The 17,034-nt window shown below is 61.1% G+C and carries 21 protein-coding genes and 1 pseudogene; all 22 read left to right on the forward strand.

The window, feature by feature from the left end:
- Positions 1 to 25: 25 nt before the first annotated feature.
- The 22 genes and pseudogenes from NI20_RS14045 to NI20_RS0104345 all read left to right on the forward strand — a co-directional run bounded on the left by NI20_RS14045 (position 26) and on the right by NI20_RS0104345 (position 16,650).
- Positions 26 to 346: a hypothetical protein gene (locus NI20_RS14045; protein WP_052084421.1), complete on the forward strand. Its 321-nt coding sequence runs from the start codon at positions 26 to 28 to the stop codon at positions 344 to 346.
- The gene (locus tag NI20_RS15615) at positions 319 to 1,041 is read left to right on the forward strand and encodes a hypothetical protein (RefSeq protein ID WP_242842917.1); all 723 of its coding nucleotides are present in this window, start codon (positions 319 to 321) and stop codon (positions 1,039 to 1,041) included. The genes NI20_RS14045 and NI20_RS15615 overlap by 28 nt, the downstream gene beginning before the upstream one ends.
- Complete coding sequence (locus NI20_RS0104250) at positions 1,038 to 1,589, forward strand: hypothetical protein (protein WP_033120207.1); 552 nt, start codon at positions 1,038 to 1,040, stop codon at positions 1,587 to 1,589. The genes NI20_RS15615 and NI20_RS0104250 overlap by 4 nt, the downstream gene beginning before the upstream one ends.
- A 15-nt stretch (positions 1,590 to 1,604) precedes the next feature.
- The gene (locus tag NI20_RS0104255; RefSeq protein WP_242842918.1) at positions 1,605 to 2,168 is read left to right on the forward strand and encodes a LysM peptidoglycan-binding domain-containing protein; all 564 of its coding nucleotides are present in this window, start codon (positions 1,605 to 1,607) and stop codon (positions 2,166 to 2,168) included.
- Positions 2,165 to 3,106, forward strand: coding sequence for a hypothetical protein (locus NI20_RS0104260; protein WP_156108552.1), 942 nt, complete (start codon positions 2,165 to 2,167; stop codon positions 3,104 to 3,106). Before NI20_RS0104255 ends, NI20_RS0104260 begins: the two co-directional genes overlap by 4 nt.
- A 6-nt stretch (positions 3,107 to 3,112) precedes the next feature.
- Positions 3,113 to 3,493 (forward strand): hypothetical protein, encoded by a 381-nt coding sequence (locus tag NI20_RS0104265; protein WP_052084423.1) that lies wholly within the window; start codon positions 3,113 to 3,115, stop codon positions 3,491 to 3,493.
- Positions 3,494 to 3,495: 2 nt separating this feature from the next.
- Positions 3,496 to 3,849, forward strand: a complete 354-nt coding sequence (locus NI20_RS0104270) for a hypothetical protein (RefSeq protein WP_033120210.1) — start codon at positions 3,496 to 3,498, stop codon at positions 3,847 to 3,849.
- A gap of 210 nt (positions 3,850 to 4,059) precedes the next feature.
- A pseudogene (locus NI20_RS13785) lies at positions 4,060 to 4,919 on the forward strand (baseplate J/gp47 family protein).
- The gene (locus tag NI20_RS0104280; RefSeq protein ID WP_033120211.1) at positions 4,916 to 5,494 is read left to right on the forward strand and encodes a hypothetical protein; all 579 of its coding nucleotides are present in this window, start codon (positions 4,916 to 4,918) and stop codon (positions 5,492 to 5,494) included. The pseudogene NI20_RS13785 and the gene NI20_RS0104280 overlap by 4 nt, the downstream one beginning before the upstream one ends.
- Positions 5,491 to 5,787: a hypothetical protein gene (locus NI20_RS0104285; RefSeq protein ID WP_033120212.1), complete on the forward strand. Its 297-nt coding sequence runs from the start codon at positions 5,491 to 5,493 to the stop codon at positions 5,785 to 5,787. Before NI20_RS0104280 ends, NI20_RS0104285 begins: the two co-directional genes overlap by 4 nt.
- Entirely contained in the window at positions 5,784 to 6,056 is a 273-nt protein-coding gene (locus tag NI20_RS0104290) for a hypothetical protein (RefSeq protein WP_033120213.1), read from the forward strand. The genes NI20_RS0104285 and NI20_RS0104290 overlap by 4 nt, the downstream gene beginning before the upstream one ends.
- A 4-nt stretch (positions 6,057 to 6,060) precedes the next feature.
- On the forward strand, positions 6,061 to 6,249 hold the full coding sequence (locus NI20_RS0104295; RefSeq protein ID WP_033120214.1) for a hypothetical protein: 189 nt from the start codon (positions 6,061 to 6,063) through the stop codon (positions 6,247 to 6,249).
- Between the two features lies 1 nt (position 6,250).
- Entirely contained in the window at positions 6,251 to 6,907 is a 657-nt protein-coding gene (locus NI20_RS14055; RefSeq protein ID WP_052084424.1) for a M15 family metallopeptidase, read from the forward strand.
- Between the two features lie 333 nt (positions 6,908 to 7,240).
- Complete coding sequence (locus tag NI20_RS0104305) at positions 7,241 to 8,338, forward strand: CoA transferase subunit A (RefSeq protein WP_033120215.1); 1,098 nt, start codon at positions 7,241 to 7,243, stop codon at positions 8,336 to 8,338.
- 21 nt (positions 8,339 to 8,359) lie between these two features.
- Positions 8,360 to 9,166: a glutaconate CoA-transferase subunit B gene (gctB, locus tag NI20_RS0104310; RefSeq protein ID WP_033120216.1), complete on the forward strand. Its 807-nt coding sequence runs from the start codon at positions 8,360 to 8,362 to the stop codon at positions 9,164 to 9,166.
- A 33-nt stretch (positions 9,167 to 9,199) separates the two neighbouring features.
- Positions 9,200 to 10,969, forward strand: coding sequence for an acyl-CoA carboxylase subunit beta (locus tag NI20_RS0104315; RefSeq protein WP_033120217.1), 1,770 nt, complete (start codon positions 9,200 to 9,202; stop codon positions 10,967 to 10,969).
- Between the two features lie 79 nt (positions 10,970 to 11,048).
- On the forward strand, positions 11,049 to 11,837 hold the full coding sequence (gene hgdC, locus NI20_RS0104320; RefSeq protein ID WP_033120218.1) for a (R)-2-hydroxyglutaryl-CoA dehydratase activase HgdC: 789 nt from the start codon (positions 11,049 to 11,051) through the stop codon (positions 11,835 to 11,837).
- 52 nt (positions 11,838 to 11,889) lie between these two features.
- Positions 11,890 to 13,335 (forward strand): (R)-2-hydroxyglutaryl-CoA dehydratase subunit alpha, encoded by a 1,446-nt coding sequence (gene hgdA, locus NI20_RS0104325; protein WP_033120219.1) that lies wholly within the window; start codon positions 11,890 to 11,892, stop codon positions 13,333 to 13,335.
- Positions 13,336 to 13,349: 14 nt separating this feature from the next.
- Positions 13,350 to 14,495, forward strand: coding sequence for a (R)-2-hydroxyglutaryl-CoA dehydratase subunit beta (hgdB, locus tag NI20_RS0104330; RefSeq protein WP_033120220.1), 1,146 nt, complete (start codon positions 13,350 to 13,352; stop codon positions 14,493 to 14,495).
- Positions 14,496 to 14,627: 132 nt separating this feature from the next.
- Positions 14,628 to 14,906: an OadG family protein gene (locus NI20_RS0104335; RefSeq protein ID WP_033120221.1), complete on the forward strand. Its 279-nt coding sequence runs from the start codon at positions 14,628 to 14,630 to the stop codon at positions 14,904 to 14,906.
- 27 nt (positions 14,907 to 14,933) lie between these two features.
- Positions 14,934 to 15,344 (forward strand): biotin/lipoyl-containing protein, encoded by a 411-nt coding sequence (locus tag NI20_RS0104340; RefSeq protein ID WP_033120230.1) that lies wholly within the window; start codon positions 14,934 to 14,936, stop codon positions 15,342 to 15,344.
- Between the two features lie 46 nt (positions 15,345 to 15,390).
- Positions 15,391 to 16,650, forward strand: a complete 1,260-nt coding sequence (locus NI20_RS0104345) for a sodium ion-translocating decarboxylase subunit beta (RefSeq protein WP_033120222.1) — start codon at positions 15,391 to 15,393, stop codon at positions 16,648 to 16,650.
- Positions 16,651 to 17,034: the final 384 nt, after the last annotated feature.

Below are 17,034 nucleotides of genomic sequence, written 5' to 3' on the forward strand. Positions count from 1 at the left end.
ACAAAACGGAAAAGGAGAGGACAGGATGAAAGTACCCTGGCAGAAGGAGAGAAGCACGGGCGGCGAGACCGCCGTGCAGCTGCGCAGCGGCGGACGCAGTACATTCGGACGGCTTGAGAGCTATGTGCCGCTGCTGGACGGGGAGACAGCGCTTTACCGCGAGGTGCGCGAGGCGGTGCCGGTGGTGGACGCGGCCATCTGCAAGCTGATCCGGCTGACGGGCGGCGTGCGCGTGACGTGCGGCAACGAGCGGGCGGAGCAGGGCTTGCAGCGCTTTTTGCGCGAAGTACCGGTGGGCAGAGGGGCATCAACGCCTTTTTGGACTGTTACCTCGATTTGCTTTTGACCTGCGGGCGCGCGGTAGGCGAGATCGTACCGGACGCGGAAGGACGCGAGATCGCGGCGGTGCTGTGCGCGGACGTTTCGCAGGTGGAGGTGCGCGAGGGGGACAATCCGCTCGAATTCTGCCTGTGCGGTGTGGATGGCGGCGGGCGCAGCGTGCCGCTGGAGTATCAGGACCTACTGCTCTTTACACCGCTCAACCCCGAAGCGGGGCACCCTTACGGAGTTTCGATGCTGCGCTCGATGCCGTACTTAACGGGGCTGCTGCTGAAAATTTACGACGCGATGGGGAAGAACTGGGACCGCTGCGGCAACGTGCGCTTTGCCGTTGTCTATAAGCCGCAGGACGGCGAGCTCGACCGCGGGGCGGCACAGGAGCGCGCCGAGCAGATCGCCGAGGAATGGTCGCGGGCGATGCAGGAGGGCAGAAACGGCAGCGTGCGCGACTTTGTATCGGTGGGCGATGTATCGATCAAGGCCATCGGCGCGGACAACCAGATCCTCGACAGCGAGACGCCGGTACGGCAGATGCTCGACCGCGAGGAGGCGATGGAGCGGCTGTGCCCCGAGTGCCGGACGCGCGCGGAGGAGGCACGGTGCAGCATTTGCGGCGCAAAGCTCGGCGAAACCGCGGGCGGCGGCAACGCGAGCTTTGATATGGCGCGCTTTATCCGCATGAAGGAGGGGCGAAAACCTTGAATTACATCGAATGGGCGCTGCAAAGAGGCGCAGAGCTGTGGCGCGCGCGGGAAGAGGCGCTGAAAAAGCGCCTCTTCCTTGTGCCAGAGGGGACGGCGCAGAAAAAGGCGGCGGAGGCGCAGCTTTCGGAAGAGGAAGCCGCGGCGCAGGATGCGGAGATGAGCGGCGGCGCGGAAACTGTGGCAGAAGCAGCGGATGATCCGGTGGAGACGGCGGCGGTGCGGCTTGGGCAAAAGCTCGGGCTGGGTGCGACGCAAGAAGATGATGGCTCGGAGAGGGAGACAGCGTTTTCTGCCAATCTGGCGGGCACTGCGGCGGCGAACGCTGCGCTTCTGCGCGCGAGGGAGGCCGAGAGCGCGGACAATGCGTCCGACTGGATAAGAAAGCTCCTGAGCGCGGACGGCCGCGACGGGGCGAGCGCGGCGGCAGCGCGAGGGAAAAATGACTTTTCACTCGCGCAGGAGCAGGAGGTGCGCGAGACGGAGTCGTTTTCGCTGAGCTTGGAGCGCGACGCGCGCCGATACGACGGCGGATTTTTATTTTACTGAGAAAGGGGCGGGAGGATGAACCTTGCACCGATGCGATACAAGGATTATGTCTGGCCGCACAACCCGGAGACCTACACCATCTCGTTCAAGCGGCAGGTGGCAGTGGCGAAGGTGCCGTTCGGGCGCTACGGGATGCAGGATCTCGGAATGAGCTACCGCGTGATGGAGGGCGAAGGCGTTTTTGCGGGGAAGGGCGCCTACGACGAGTTCAAAAAGCTGGCATCGGTCTTCTATCAGGGCGAGTCGGGGCTGCTGATCCATCCGGTGTGGCAGGCGTCGCAGGCGTACTTTGTGTTGCTGGAACTGGCGCAGCAGCCGCTTGAAAACTACGTGCGCTACCGCTTTGCCTTCTGGGAGACGAGCCCACTGGATACGTCGCTCATCCGCGTGAGCGGCGGGAGCGGCAATGCGGGCACGGGGACGAAAACGGCGAGCTCGTACTACACGGTCAAGCGCGGCGACACGCTGTGGGGCATCGCGAACACGTATGGCGTGACGCTGACGGCGCTTTTGAACGTGAATCCGCAGATCAAAAATCCCAACAGGATCGCCGTGGGAGAGCGGGTGACGCTGCCGTGATGAAGGGGTATCTGACGACGTGCGACGGTGCGCAGTTTGAGCTGCCGACGCTGCTGAAGTGGGAATTTTCCTACACGGGAAGCGTGCCGTGCGACAGCTTTACGCTCAAGTGCGCGTATGAGCCCGCGATGGCGGAGGTGCTGCGGCGGGCGGTGCGCTTCACGGCGAGAGAGGACGGCACGGTCGAATTTGCGGGCGTTGTGGACGAGTGCGGCGTGACATGCGATGAAAAGGGCTTGCAGCTTGAGGTGAGCGGACGCGGCATGGCGGCGCTGCTGCTCGACAACGAGGCAGAGAGCGTGAGCTATCAGTGGGCGACGATGGAGGAGATTCTCAAAAACCATGTGACGCCGTACGGCATCGTGTGCACGGGCTATGACGCGGTGACGGCTGCGGCGCGGTACCGCGTGGCGAACGGTTCGAGCCAGTGGAAGGCGCTGAACGATTTTGCAGCGCTGCACGGAGGGATCGCGCCGTATTTCGACAAGACGGGCGCGCTGGAAGTGAAGAAAAACCGCAAGGCCGCGCGCGTGAGCATCGACGCGAAAACGCCGGTGACGGCGCTTTCCTACTGCGATAAGCGCTACGGCGTGATCGCCGAGGCACTGGTGGTGGACAGCAAGGCGGGCGTGAAGCAGAGCGTGAAAAACGAGGCGTTCTGTGCTCGCGGCGGCACGAGCCGGCGCGTATTTTACGTGCCGGCGCGTAGCGGCACGCAGGCAATGCGCTACACGGGGGAGTATCAGATCGCAAAGTCGAAGGAGGGCGCGGAGACGCTGCGCGTGACGATCGCGGGGCGGTTCACCGCCGCGCCGGGGGATATTGCGGCGGTGAGCGGGACGAAGATCGGCATTGTGGGCAATTTCCGCGTGATCGAGTGCGTGAGGCGCTTTGGCGAGAGCGGAGAGGCGTGCGAAGTGACGATGCAGAGGGAGTGAGAGACAATGTGGCTATCGAGAAAGCTGAGCCAGCATGAGATGCAGGACGTGGCCTCAGCACAGGACGGAACGGTGACGGTCGAGGGCGGCGAGCTGGCGGTGTTCAGCAGCGGGGAAAAGCGCGAGGTGAAGACCGCCGCGCCCGGCGGCTATGAGTGGCAGCCGAAAAAGGGCGAGGATGTGCTGGTGGTGTGCGGCGGGACCTTTGGCGAGGAGGCCTACGCCGTGGGCGCGGTGGGGCAGAGCGCGGACGACCTGGCACCCGGCGAGGTGCGCATTCGCTCCGCCACGGCGGGGACGGAGATCGTGCTGCGCAACAACGGGCGCATCGACATCAACGGGCTCCTTTTCATCAACGGGATGCCGTATCTGGGAATGGGGGGCTGAGGATGGAGCTGAAGATCAAAGACCGCGATTATGTGGCCGACGGCGCGGGCGGGCTCGTGCGCGTGAGCGGCTGGGACGAGCTGCTCGAACGCGTGCTCTTTAAGCTGAGCGTGCGGCGCGGGAGCTTTGCGCTCGTGCCGGAGTTTGGCAGCAAGCTGCACCTTTTATGGCGGGAAAAGGGCGAGAGCCGCGCGACGGCGGCAAAGCAGTACGTGGCCGAGGCGCTGGCGGACGAAGAGGGCCTGAGCGTGACGGGCATGGAGCTTGCGGAAAAGAATGGATTTTTGGAGCTGCGCGTGCTGCTGCGCTATGAGAACGAAACGGGCGAGGCGGTCGTGACGATAGGGGGAGAGTGAAGAATGGAAGAGCTGAACGCGATCTACGAGCGGATGCGCGCGATCTTTGCCGAGGAGGCGGGCTTTGTGCCGAACAACGGCTGCGACGCGATGGTGCGCCTCTATGCGCTGGCGAGCGAGGTACAGTCGCTTCTGGCACAGGCAGACTGGGTGCTGGATCAGAGCTTTCCGCAGACGGCGGTGGGGCAGTATCTTGATTATCACGCCGAGATGCGGGCGCTGACGCGCCTTCCGGCGGCGAAGGCGACGGGCGTGCTGCGCTTTTCCGCGCCGTCGGCGGCGGTGACGGATTATGAGATTGACGCGGGAAGTGTGGCGATGACGAGCGGCGGTGTGCGCTTTGAGACGACGGAGAAGGCGACGCTTGCAAAGGGCGAAACGTATGTGGATGTGCCGGCGAGCGCCGTGGAGGCGGGGCGAGCGGCAACGCCATCGCGGGCGCGATCCATCTGATGTCCGTGTATCCGGTGGGCATCACGCAGTGCACAAATCCTGAGGCGTTTTCCGGCGGCAGCGACGAGGAGAGCGACGAAAAGCTGCGCGAGCGCGTGCTCGAGAGCTACAAGCGTTTGCCGAACGGCGCGAACGCGGCGTTTTACGAGCAGGAGGCGATGAGCTTTCCGAACGTGGCGGCGGCGAAAGCGGTCGGCCGCGCCCGCGGCATCGGCACGGTGGATGTGTATGTTTCGACGCACGCGGGCGCGCCGGATGAGAAGCTGCTCGGCGAGATCGAGGCGGTCTTGCAGAAAAAGCGCGAGATCGCGGTGGATGTGGAGGTCAAGGCACCGACAGAGAAGACCGTCAACATGAGCGCGGAGCTGACGGCGGAGCAGGGCTGGACGATGCAGGAGATCACCGATGCGGCGACGGCGGCGCTGCAGGCGTACTTCGCCGGCGAGCGGCTGGGTGAAGCGGTGTATACGGCGAAGCTCGCGAGCATCCTCTACGGTGTGGAGGGCGTGAAGAACTGTCACCTGCTCACGCCGGACGAGGATGTGAGCGTGAGCGCGACGGAGCTACCGGTGCTCGGCACGGTGACGATCACGGAGATCGGGGCGGGTGAGGCATGATGTATTATGACTATCTCTGCCGCCTTTTGGAGCCGATGCGCGTTTACCGCACCGAGCGCGGCACGCTGAGCGGCGGAGAGCTGTACGCAGCGGGCGCGGTGCTGGATGAAGCGGACGGCGCTATGGAATACGCCGAGCAGGAGGGCCTTTTGCAGACGGCGGAGGGCGAGGGCCTTGCAAGGCGGGAGAAGCTCTTTTCCCGCTGCCCGGTCAGCGTTTCGACTGCGCTGCGGCGCGAGGCCATCGCGGCGCTCGCGCGCATCAACGCCGACAGCTTCACGCTGGATGCGATCAACTCGACGCTCAGCGGCTGCGGCATCAAGGCGCTGGCGGAGGAGACGGAGAAAAAGGGAACGGTCAAGGTCTGGTTCCCGAACACCGTGGGCGTGCCGGATGAGTTTTCGCAGGTGGAGAGCATCATCCTCGATATCATCCCGTGCCATTTGCTGGTGGAGTTCTACTTCCGGTATCTGACGTGGCTCGAGTGCGAGAGAGTGGGATTCACGTGGCAGAGTGTGGAGGACACGCACCACACGTGGGAGAGCTTTGAAAAGGCGGTGCCGGAGGAAGAATGACGGAACAGGAGATCTCGGTCAAGCTGACGGAGACCGAGCAGCGCGCCAAGTCGAACACGCACCGCATCGAAAAGCTGGAACAGCAGCAGAAGGACCTGAATAAGCTGGTAACGGCAGTGGAGGTGCTCGCCTCGCGCGAAAAGGGCGTGGAGACGGACGTCAAGGAGATCAAGGCGGACGTGAAGACCATCACGCAGAAGGGCGGAAAGCGCTGGGATGCGATGATCGACCGCGTGCTGTACGTGCTCATCGGGGCGGCGATCTCCCTGCTGATGACAGGGGGGAGCTTATGAAAAGGAAACGCACGAGCTTTTCCAAACTGTTGCTGCTGCTCGAAAGCGCGATCGTGCTCTATACGACGTATCAGGGCTTCGGGATCGCGAAGCTCGCGATCGAACTGGGCTTTATGGGCACGCTCCCGTGGATCGCGACGATGGTGACGGCGGCGTGGGGCGCTTACGGGACGAGCGCCGCCTGCTACTACGCCAAAGCTAAGGCGGAAAACACGGCCGGCGGCGTGACGTACGAAACGGTGTGCCGCGGGCCGGATTGCGAGAGGTGAGGGAATGGAACTTCTGAAAAAGAGACTGGCGAACCTTCTGAGCGTGAAGAGTCTGGTGACGATCTGCCTGACGGTCACCTTCTGCGTGCTGACGGTGCAGACAAAGGTGACGCAGGAGTTCAACACGGTGTATCTCATGGTGATCGCGTTCTACTTCGGCACGCAGAACGGCAAGACGCAGGAGGAGAACTGACATGCGCCACAGCCGTGACATTGACGATCTGCGCGCTGACGTAGCGGCAAACTGCCGGACGATGATCGCGCTTGCTGAGCGCGAGGGGCTGCGCGTACTGGTGACGGAAACGGTGCGCGATGCGGAGTATCAGCGGATGCTCGCCGAGAAGGGCTACGCGGCCAAAGGAGCGGTGACGCCGTCGTTCCACGCCGAGCATGCAGGATTGGCCTTTGATATCTGCAAAAATGAGGCGGGGCACGAGTACGACGATCCTGCGTTCTTTATAAGGGTCGGAGAGATTGGGAAAATGCTCGGATTTTCCTGGGGAGGAGACTGGGGGAGCTTTCCCGACCGGCCACATTTTCAGTGGGATGCGGGCGCCACGTACACGAGCGCGATGATCCGCGCGAAGCGCTATCCGCCGCCCATGCCGCGCTATGAGGAGGAAGAGATGACGCAACAGCAGTTTGACGCGATGATGGAAAACTACCTGAAAAGACTGGCGCAGCAGACGCCGGCAGGCTGGAGCGCAGAGGCGCGCGCCTGGGCGGAGAAAAACGGCCTGATCGCGGGAGACGAGGCGGGGAACAAACAGTACCGCAGCTTTAGCTTTTTAACGCGCGAGCAGATGGCGGTGCTGATGCAGCGCTATGACGCGATGCAGCACAGCAAGTGACTAAAGGAACAGGTAAAAGCGCCGGAGGGTCTCCCCTCCGACGCTTTTTTGCACTGTCACGACAGAAAACTTGCAGGAAATCTTGCAAATTACATGCTTTGTACAAAAAGAATGTGAAACGTCTCCACGGAAACGACAAAAAGCGCCACTAAAATTTGTTCAGTTTTTTTTCGCTTTCTGAACGGGTTTTCATTGATTTTGCGAGGAAGTTCCACTATAATTTACACTGAAGCCTGTATGAGCATCTTTCGAAGAATTTTTGACGGAATCCATGCAAGCAGAGAGGGCTCTTCGGCGATAAAAATGTTTATCAAAATCAGGGAGGGTTTTATCTTGAATAAGGTCATGTCACTGCACGATGCCGTTGCAAAGTACGTCGAGAATGGCGATACTCTTGCGATCGGCGGTTTCACCACCAACCGTAAGCCGTATGCCACGGTTAGTGAGATCCTGCGTCAGGGTCAGAAGGACTTCATCGTTTATGCCGGCCCCGGCGGCGGCGAAGTCGATATGCTCATCGGCGAGGGCCGCGTGGCTGCTTACATCAACTGCTACACCGCTAACTCCGGCTACACCAACGTTTCCCGCCGCTTCCGCGCTGCCATCGAGCAGGGCAAGCTCACGTATGAGGACTATTCTCAGGACGTGTTGATGCTCATGCTGCACGCCTCTTCTCTCGGCCTTCCGTTCCTGCCGGTCCGCCTGATGCAGGGCAGCGGCCTGATGAAGTTCTGGGGCATCAGCGAGGAAAAGCGCAAGACCATGCCCAAGATCGAAAATCTCAAGTGCGCCGAGATCGAGAACCCGATGGTGCCGGGGCAGAAGGTCGTAGCCGTGCCCGTGCCCAAGATCGACACCGCCATCATCCACGTCCAGCAGGCCTCTCCGGACGGCACCTGCATCATCATGGGCGATGAGTTCCATGATATCGACATCGCGATCGCCGCGCGCAAGACCATCGTCACCTGCGAGGAGATCGTCTCCGACGAGTTCATCCGCCGCGACCCGACCAAGACCCGTATCTTCGGCGAGTGCGTGCAGGCGGTCGTCAAGGCTCCTTACGGCGCATGGCCCTCTCAGTGCTATGATTACTATGACGACGACGACGCCGGCCTGAAGGAATACGACAAGGCCTCCAAGTATCAGGATGCCGAGGATGCCGTCAAGCAGCTTGAAAAGGCTGCGGCCAAGGCTGCCAAGGCGCTGGAGAAGGCTCCCGAGGACGAGAAGCTCAAGCTCGCCGCCGAAAACGCCCAGAAGGCCTTCGAGCTCGCCAAGAGCGGCGAAAAGGTTCCCGAGACCTTCAAGGACTTCGTCGAGAAGTGGGTCTACAGCTGCGAAGATCAGTCCGCTCTGCTCGATAAGCTCGGCGGCAGCCGTCTGATGCGCCTGAAGAACGAGCCGCACCTCGGCTATTCCACTACACATTAAGGTTTGGGAGGCTAAATAGAAATGTCTGATTATACGAAGTATACCAAGCAGGAAATGCAGGCGTATGCCATTGCTAAGAATATCAAGGAAAACCAGATCGTCATCGTTGGTACGGGCCTGCCGCTGATCGGTGCGTCCCTTGCCAAGCGCGCGGTCTGCCCCAGCTGCCACCCCATCGTCGAGTCGGGTCTGATGGACTGCGACCCCGTTGAGGTCCCCCGTTCCGTCGGCGATAACCGCTTCATGGCGCACTGCGCCGTGCAGTGGCCCAACATCCGCTTCGTCGGCTTCGAGGCCAACGAGTGGCTGCACGACGAGGATCGTCTCGTCGCCTTCATCGGCGGCGCGCAGATCGACCCGTACGGCAACGTGAACTCCACCTGCATTTTCGGCAAGGGCGACTACCTGCAGCCCACCACCCGCTTCACCGGTTCCGGCGGCGCCAACGGCATTGCCACCTACTGCAACACCATCATCATGATGCAGCACCAGAAGCGCCGCTTCATGGACCATGTCGACTACATCACCTCCTGCGGCTGGATGGACGGCCCCGGAGGCCGTGAGCGCGCGGGCCTGCCCGGCAACCGCGGTCCTCAGATGGTCGTCACTGACCTCGGCATCATGAAGTTTGATGAAGAGACCAAGCGCATGTACCTCGCTTACTACTATCCGTTCTCCTCTCCCGAGATGGTTCAGGAGAACACCGGCTTCGAGATCGACGTCTCCCGCGCCGAGTTGATGGAAGGTCCCTCTCCGGAGATCATCCGCCTCATCCGTGAGGAGATCGACCCGGGTCAGGCATTCATCAAGGTTCCCAAGGATAAGTAATTTGTTATTTCGATTTAAGAAGGAGAACTTAATATGAGCGAATATTCCATGCCCTCTTACTTCCAGAGCATGCCGGTCATCGGCAAGGATCTGAGCGCATTCCACGAGGACAACGCCGCTGAGATCCAGGCGGTGGAGCAGGAGATCCACGAGATCCGAGAGGCTGCCCTCGAAGCCGGTAAGAGCACCGAGGCGCTCAACGAGTCCGGCCAGTGGACGGCGATGCAGCGCATCATGGAGCTCGTTGACGAAGGCACCTGGTGCCCCCTCAACAGCCTCTATAACCCCCAGGACAACAAGAACGGCAGCGTTGGCATCGTCAAGGGCCTCGGCCGTATCGACGGCAAATGGGCCGTCATCATCGCGAGCGACAACAAGAAGCTCGCCGGCGCCTGGGTCCCCGGCCAGGCCGACAGCCTGCTGCGCGGCAGCGACACGGCCAAGCGCCTGCGCATCCCCCTCGTGTACGTGCTGAACTGCTCCGGCGTTAAGCTCGACGAGCAGGAGAAGGTGTACCCCAACCGCCGCGGCGGCGGTACGCCGTTCTATCGCAACAGCGAGCTCAACCAGATGGGCGTGCCCGTCATCGTCGGCATCTACGGCACGAACCCCGCCGGCGGCGGCTATCACTCCATCTCCCCGACCATCCTGATCGCGCATCAGGACGCCAACATGGCAGTCGGCGGCGCCGGTATCGTCGGCGGTATGAGCCCCAAGGGGCATGTCGACAAGGAGGCTGCTGAGGCGCTCATCAAGGCGCAGAAGAACCTCAAGAGCGACATCCCCGGCACTGTCGCCATCCACTATGGCGAGACCGGCTTCTTCCGCGAGGTCTACGCCGATGAAGAGGGCGTGCTCGCCGGTATCCGCAAGTACATCGACATGCTGCCCGCTTACGATCCCGAGTTCTTCCGCGTCGACGATCCCAAGGAGCCCCTGTTCGACGCCAACGACCTCTACAGCATCGTTCCGTTCAACCAGAAGCGCTCCTACGACATGGTCGAAGTTCTGGCGCGTCTTTTCGACGGCTCCGAGTTCATGGAGTACAAGCACGGCTACGGCCCCGAGATGATCACCGGCCTTGCCAAGATCGACGGTCTGCTCGTCGGCGTTGTCGCCAACTATCAGGGCATGCTGATGAACTACCCCGAGTACAAGATGGCGACTTACGGCCAGGCGATGGGCGTGGGCGGCAAGCTGTACCGTCAGGGCCTCATCAAGATGAACGAATTTGTCACCCTCTGCGCGCGTGACCGCATCCCGATGCTGTGGGTCCAGGATACCACCGGTATCGACGTCGGCAACGACGCCGAGCGCGCTGAGCTCCTCGGCCTCGGCCAGAGCCTGATCTACTCCATCCAGTCCAGCAAGCTGCCGATGATGGAGATCACGCTCCGCAAGGGCACCGCCGCGGCGCACTACGTCCTCGGCGGCCCGCAGGGCAACGACAACAACGCCTTCTCCATCGGCACCGCTACCACCGAGATCTACGTCATGCACGGCGAGACCGCTGCGGCCGCCATGTATGCCCGCCGTCTCGTGAAGGAAGAGAAGGCCGGCGAGGATCTGCAGCCCACCATCGACAAGATGAACGCGCTGATCCAGGACTACGCCAAGAAGTCCAGCCCGAAGTTCTGCGCCAAGGCAGGCCTGACCGACGAGATCGTCGACATGAACGACATCCGTCCCTACATCCAGGCCTTCGCCAACGCCTGCTATCAGAACCCCGAGAGCATCTGCCCGGTCCATCAGATGCTGCTGCCGCGCGTCATCCGCGACTACGACGCCCTGAACGCGCAGTAAAATATCACAACAATGCTTTTCTCGGCGCTGCGCGGAGGCAAGAACCGCGCAGCGCACGGGAAGGCAAACGGAGAGTACAATGAGCATTTTTACCATGGGTATCGACGTCGGCTCCACCGCGTCGAAATGTGTGATCTTAAAAGACGGCAGCGAGATCGTCGCCAAGTCCCTCGTCGCTGTCGGCACGGGCACGTCGGGTCCATCCCGCGCGATCGCTCAGGTGTTGGAAAACGCGGGCATGACGCGCGAGCAGATGGACTTCGTCCTTGCCACGGGCTACGGGCGCAACAGCCTTGACGGCCTTGCCGACATGCAGATGAGCGAGCTTTCCTGCCACGCCAAGGGCGCGGCGTTCCTGTTCCCGAACGTGCGCACGGTCGTCGATATCGGCGGGCAGGACGTGAAGGTCATCGAGATCGAGAACGGCATGATGAAAAATTTCGTCATGAACGACAAGTGCGCAGCCGGTACCGGCCGCTTCCTCGATGTCATGGCCCGCGTGCTTGAGGTGAAGGTCGAAGAACTGGGCGATCTTGGCGACAAGTCGACCAAGGAGGTCGGTATCAGCTCGACCTGCACGGTCTTTGCCGAGAGCGAGGTCATCTCGCAGCTCGCCATGGGCACAAACAAGTGCGACATCATCCACGGCATCCACAAGTCCGTCGCGGGCCGCGTTTCCGGCCTCTGCCACCGCATCGGTGTGCGCGACGACGTGGTGATGACCGGCGGTGTCGCACAGAACCACGGCATCGTGAAAGCCCTTCAGGAGCAGCTCGGCCACGAGATCCACACCACGCCCCTCACGCAGTATAACGGTGCGCTCGGCGCCGCTCTGTTTGCCTACCAGAAGGCTTTGAAGAACAAATAATCCCCGTCATTCGTTATCAAATTTTTCTATATCGCATTAGGAGGAATCAATCATGGCTAAACAAGTCAGTCCCGGCGTGCTTGCTCTGCGCAAGGTCGTCGATGACGTCTATGCCGACGCCCGTGAAGCGAAGAAGCAGGGTAAGCTGGTCGGTTGGTCCAGCTCCAAGTTCCCCTGTGAGCTTGCTGAGGCCTTTGACCTCAACGTGATGTATCCCGAGAACCAGGCTGCCGGTATCGCCGCCCAGCGCGACGGTGAGATCATGTGCCAGGCTGCCGAGGATCTCGGCTTCGACAACGATATCTGCGGTTACGCACGTATCTCCCTGGCTTACGCCGCCGGTAAGCGCGCCAGCCGCAAGTTCGACCCCGAAACGCTCGAGTTCATCATCGACCCCAACAGCGGCAAGCCCCTCAAGGACGAAAACGGCAAGGTCGTTATCGATCCTGAGACCGGCAAGCCCAAGAAGGACCCCAAGACGCAGGTCCCCTACACGGTTCTGGACGATATCCACGAGATCGAGGCTCTGCCCGAGACCACCGAGAAGGAGATCGCCTACAAGAACTTCCGCCGCGAGGCCATCAAGCCCTACAAGCAGATGCGCATCCCCCAGCCGGACTTCGTCCTGTGCTGCAACAACATCTGCAACTGCATGACCAAGTGGTACGAGAATATCGCCCGTATGTGCAACATCCCCCTCATCATGGTCGATATCCCCTACAACAACACCGTGGAAGTCAGCGATTCCGCTGTCAAGTACGTCCGCGCCCAGTTCGACAACGCCATCCATGAGCTCGAAAAGCTCACCGGCAAGAAGTTCGACGAGAAGAAGTTCGAGCTTGCCTGCAAGCACGCGAACCGCACCGCGCAGAACTGGCTGAAGGTCTGCGACTTCCTGCAGTACAAGCCCGCCCCGATGAGCGGCTTCGACCTGTTTAACCACATGGCCGACGTCGTCACTGCCCGCGGCAAGGAAGCTGCTGCCGACGCCTTCGAACTCCTGTCCAAGGACCTGCAGAAGAACATTGAGGAAGGCACCTCCACGCTGCCCTTCCCCGAGCAGTACCGCGTCATGTTCGAGGGCATCCCCTGCTGGCCGAAGCTCCCGAACCTCTTTAAGCCCCTCAAGGAGAACGGCATCAACGTCACCGCAGTTGTGTACGCGCCCGCGTTCGGCTTTGTTTACAACAACATGGACGAAATGGCCCGCGCTTACTACAAGGCTCCGAACTCCGTCTGCATCGAGCAGGGCGTTGCCTGGCGCGAGGGCATCTGCCGCGACAACAAGGTCGACGGCGTGCTCGTCCACTACAACCGCTCCTGCAAGCCCTGGTCCGGTTACATGGCTGAAATGCAGCGCCGCTTCACCGCTGACCTCGGCGTGCCCTGCGCCGGTTTCGACGGCGACCAGGCTGACCCGCGCAACTTCAACGAAGCGCAGTACGCGACCCGCGTGCAGGGTCTGGTCGAGGCTATGGAAGCCAACAAGAAAGACTAAGGAGGCGTGCAAAAATGAGTATCGAAGCTATCGTTAATGAATTTTCCGCTGTTGCCGCCAATCCCAAGGGCCAGCTCAAGGCCTATAAGGACGCAGGCAAAAAGTGCATCGGCGTGATGCCTTATTACGCCCCCGAAGAGCTGGTTTACGCCGCCGGTATGATGCCGTTCGGCATGTGGGGCAGCAACGACAAGACCGAGCAGCGCTCCAAGGAATACTGCGCGACCTTCTATTGCACCATCGCCCAGCTCGACCTCGAGATGCTGCTCGACGGCACGATGGATCTGCTGGACGGCGTTATCACCCCGACCATCTGCGACACGCTGCGCCCCATGAGCCAGAACATCCGCGTCGCCATGAGTGAGAAGCTGCCGTGCATCTTCCTCGCCCATCCTCAGAACCGCTTTGCCGACTGGGGCAAGCAGTTCTGCCTGGATCAGTACAACAACGTCAAGGCCGGTCTTGAAAAGATCGCCGGTCACGAGATCAAGAGCGAGGACATCGCTGCGGCCATCAAGGTCTACAACAAGTCCCGCGCTGCCCGCCGTGAGTTCGTCAAGCTCGCAAGCGACCACTGCGACGTCGTCGACCCGATCATGCGCTCGGCCGTCCTCAAGGCTGCCTGGTTCATGGATAAGGCCGAGTACACCGAGAAGCTCGAAGCCCTCAACGCCGAGCTCAAGGCGCTGCCCGCTGCCAAGTGGAACGGCGTGAAGGTCGTTACCTCCGGCATCATCTGCGACAACCCGACGCTGCTCAAGATCTTCAAGGACAACAACGTCGCCATCGCGGCGGACGATGTCGCCCACGAGTCCCGTGCCTTCCGCACCGACGCGAGCGAAGAGGGCGACCCGATGATGGCGCTCGTCGATCAGTTCACCAACATCGACTACGACGTCCTGCTCTACGATCCGCAGTCCAACCAGAACCGCCGCGGCGAGTTCGTGGCCAACATGGTCAAGGAGTCCGGCGCGCAGGGCCTGGTGCTGTTCATGCAGCAGTTCTGCGATCCCGAGGAGATGGAGTTCCCGTACCTCAAGAAGGCGCTCGACGCCGCTGGGATCCCCTTCATCAAGCTCGGCATCGACCAACAGATGCGCGACTTCGGCCAGGCGGCGACCGCCATCCAGGCGTTTGCCGACGTGCTCTCTGTGCAGTAAGGAAAGTCTATTTTCCCGCCTGCCGTACAAGGCAGGCGGGAAAGCCGTTAAAAACGCGCAAAATGTGCATACGCGCTTGCAATTCCTGCAATCGCTTTGCTATAATCCAATATTGAAAGGTAAAAGGAAGAAATGGAATACAGCAGCCTGTTCGTTACCCTGATGGGTATTGGCACGGTGTTCTTTGGCCTGATCTGCATCATTTTCCTCACTATGGCAATGGGTGCGATCCTCAAGGGCAAAGAGAAAGCACCGGCCGCCGCTGCCGCCGCTCCTGCTGCCGCCCCCGCGCCGGCTCCCAAGCCGCAGGGCATGCAGCCTGAGATCGTGGCCGCGATCACTGCCGCTCTCTCGGAAGAGGTCGGTATCTCGTCCCGCAGCATGAACATCGTCAACATTAAAAAAATCTAATTTAATTTTTAGGAGAGAACAAACATGATCAAGCAGTACAATGTCACCGTTAACGGTACCACCTACGAAGTCACCGTCGAGTCCGCCGCCGGCGGCAGCCGTATGGCTTCCGCTCCCGTCTCCCGCGCTGCCGCTGCTCCCGTTGCCCGCGCTGCTGCTCCCGCTCCTGCCGCTGCTCCCGCGCCCGCTGCTGCTCCGGCTCCTGCCGCTGCTGCTCCCGCCGGTGCCGGCACTGTCACCAGCCCGATGCCCGGCACCATCCTCGATGTGAAGGTCGCCGCCGGTCAGGCTGTCAAGGAGGGCGATCTCCTCTTCATCCTCGAGGCCATGAAGATGGAAAACGAGATCTTCGCTCCCTGCGCTGGTACCATTTCCTCCGTCGCAGTTGCCAAGGGCGCTGCTGTCAACCCCGGCGACGTTCTGTGCGTCATCGGCTAAATAACAGCATTCCCCTGAATTAACTGTGAAAGGAAAAGAAACATAAATGGCTGCTATTATCAATTTCATGCAGCAGACCGGCTTCTATATGTTCGGTCAGGAAGGCAACTGGAAATGCCTCATCATGATTGCCATTTCCTTTGTCCTGCTGTATCTGGCCATCGTGAAGGGCTTTGAGCCGCTGCTGCTCCTGCCCATCGCGTTCGGTATGCTGTGCACCAACCTTCCCGGTGCGGACATGTTCCACGAGATCCTGTTCGCCGGAGGACATGTCCACTGGGACCTCTTCGGAGGAGCGCCCATCACGCAGGAATTCCTGACAGAGATGTCGGAAGCCGGTGTAGCCGATGCGGTGCTTGCCCCGTGGGCGGTCGGCAGCACCGTTAGCCTCGGTCTGCTCGACGTTCTGTACCTCGGCGTTAAGCTCGGCATCTACCCCTGCCTGATCTTCATGGGCGTCGGCACGATGACCGACTTCGGTCCCCTGATCGCGAACCCCAAGTCCCTGCTGCTCGGCGCTGCCGCTCAGCTCGGTATCTTCATGACCTATGTCGGCACCCAGCTGATGGGCTTCACCTACAGCCAGTCCGCCTCCATCGGTATCATCGGCGGCGCTGACGGCCCGACCGCGATCTTCGTCACCTCCCGTCTCGCTCCCGAGCTGCTCGGTCCTATCGCCGTTGCCGCTTATTCTTACATGGCCCTCGTCCCGGTCATTCAGCCCCCCATCATGAAGGCTCTGACCACCAAGGAAGAGCGCCGCATTGTCATGCGCCCGCTGCGTCAGGTCAGCAAGCGCGAGAAGATCATCTTCCCCATTATGATCACCGTGTTCGTGGCGCTGCTCGTTCCCTCTGCCGCTCCTTTGATCGCGTGCCTGATGCTCGGTAACCTGTTCAAGGAGTCCGGCGTTGTGGACCGTCTGCAGAAGACCGCCGGTAACGAGCTGATGAACATCGTCACCATCTTCCTCGGCTTCACCGTCGGTGCTACCGCCACCGCCACCACTTTCCTTTCCGTTCAGACCCTTGAGATCATGGCAATGGGTATCGTCGCGTTCGGTTTCGGCACCGCGGGCGGCGTGCTGCTGGCCAAGCTCATGAACCTGTTCCTGAAGGAAAAGATCAACCCGCTGATCGGTTCCGCCGGCGTTTCCGCCGTTCCTATGGCCGCCCGTGTTTCTCAGGTCGTCGGCCAGAAGGAGAACCCCTCCAACTTCCTGCTCATGCACGCCATGGGCCCGAACGTTGCAGGTGTTATCGGTTCCGCTATCGCCGCAGGCGTCCTGATGTCCCTGTTCGGCTAATTTTCAGCGATTTGAAAAAGAGCACCCGTAAGGGTGCTCTTTTTTTGCGCCCGCAGGGGCGCAGGTGCTTTCCGCGCGCCGCGCGGAGGGAAGGATAGCCCGAAAGGGCTGCACCTTTTCCCGCGTAAGCGCGGGAGGGAGAGCGGCGTGCACGCCGCGACACCAAAGGGGGCATTCTCTTTCCGAAGAGAATACCCCCTTTGAATCCCCCAGAGAAAGGCGAGGGGAGGGCCCCTCGACCTCCGGCATTGGCAGTTTGTAGCTTGAATGGCTGCACGCGCTGCGCAATCGGGTGCGGTGTACATGGCTTCGCCATGAATCCCTGCGAGTCGCGACCTGACAGCAACCGCGCCTTACTGTCGTGAGGCGCGAGTGACGTTTGCT

Source organism: Oscillibacter sp. ER4 (assembly GCF_000765235.1).
Taxonomy (GTDB): domain Bacteria; phylum Bacillota; class Clostridia; order Oscillospirales; family Oscillospiraceae; genus Hominicoprocola; species Hominicoprocola fusiformis.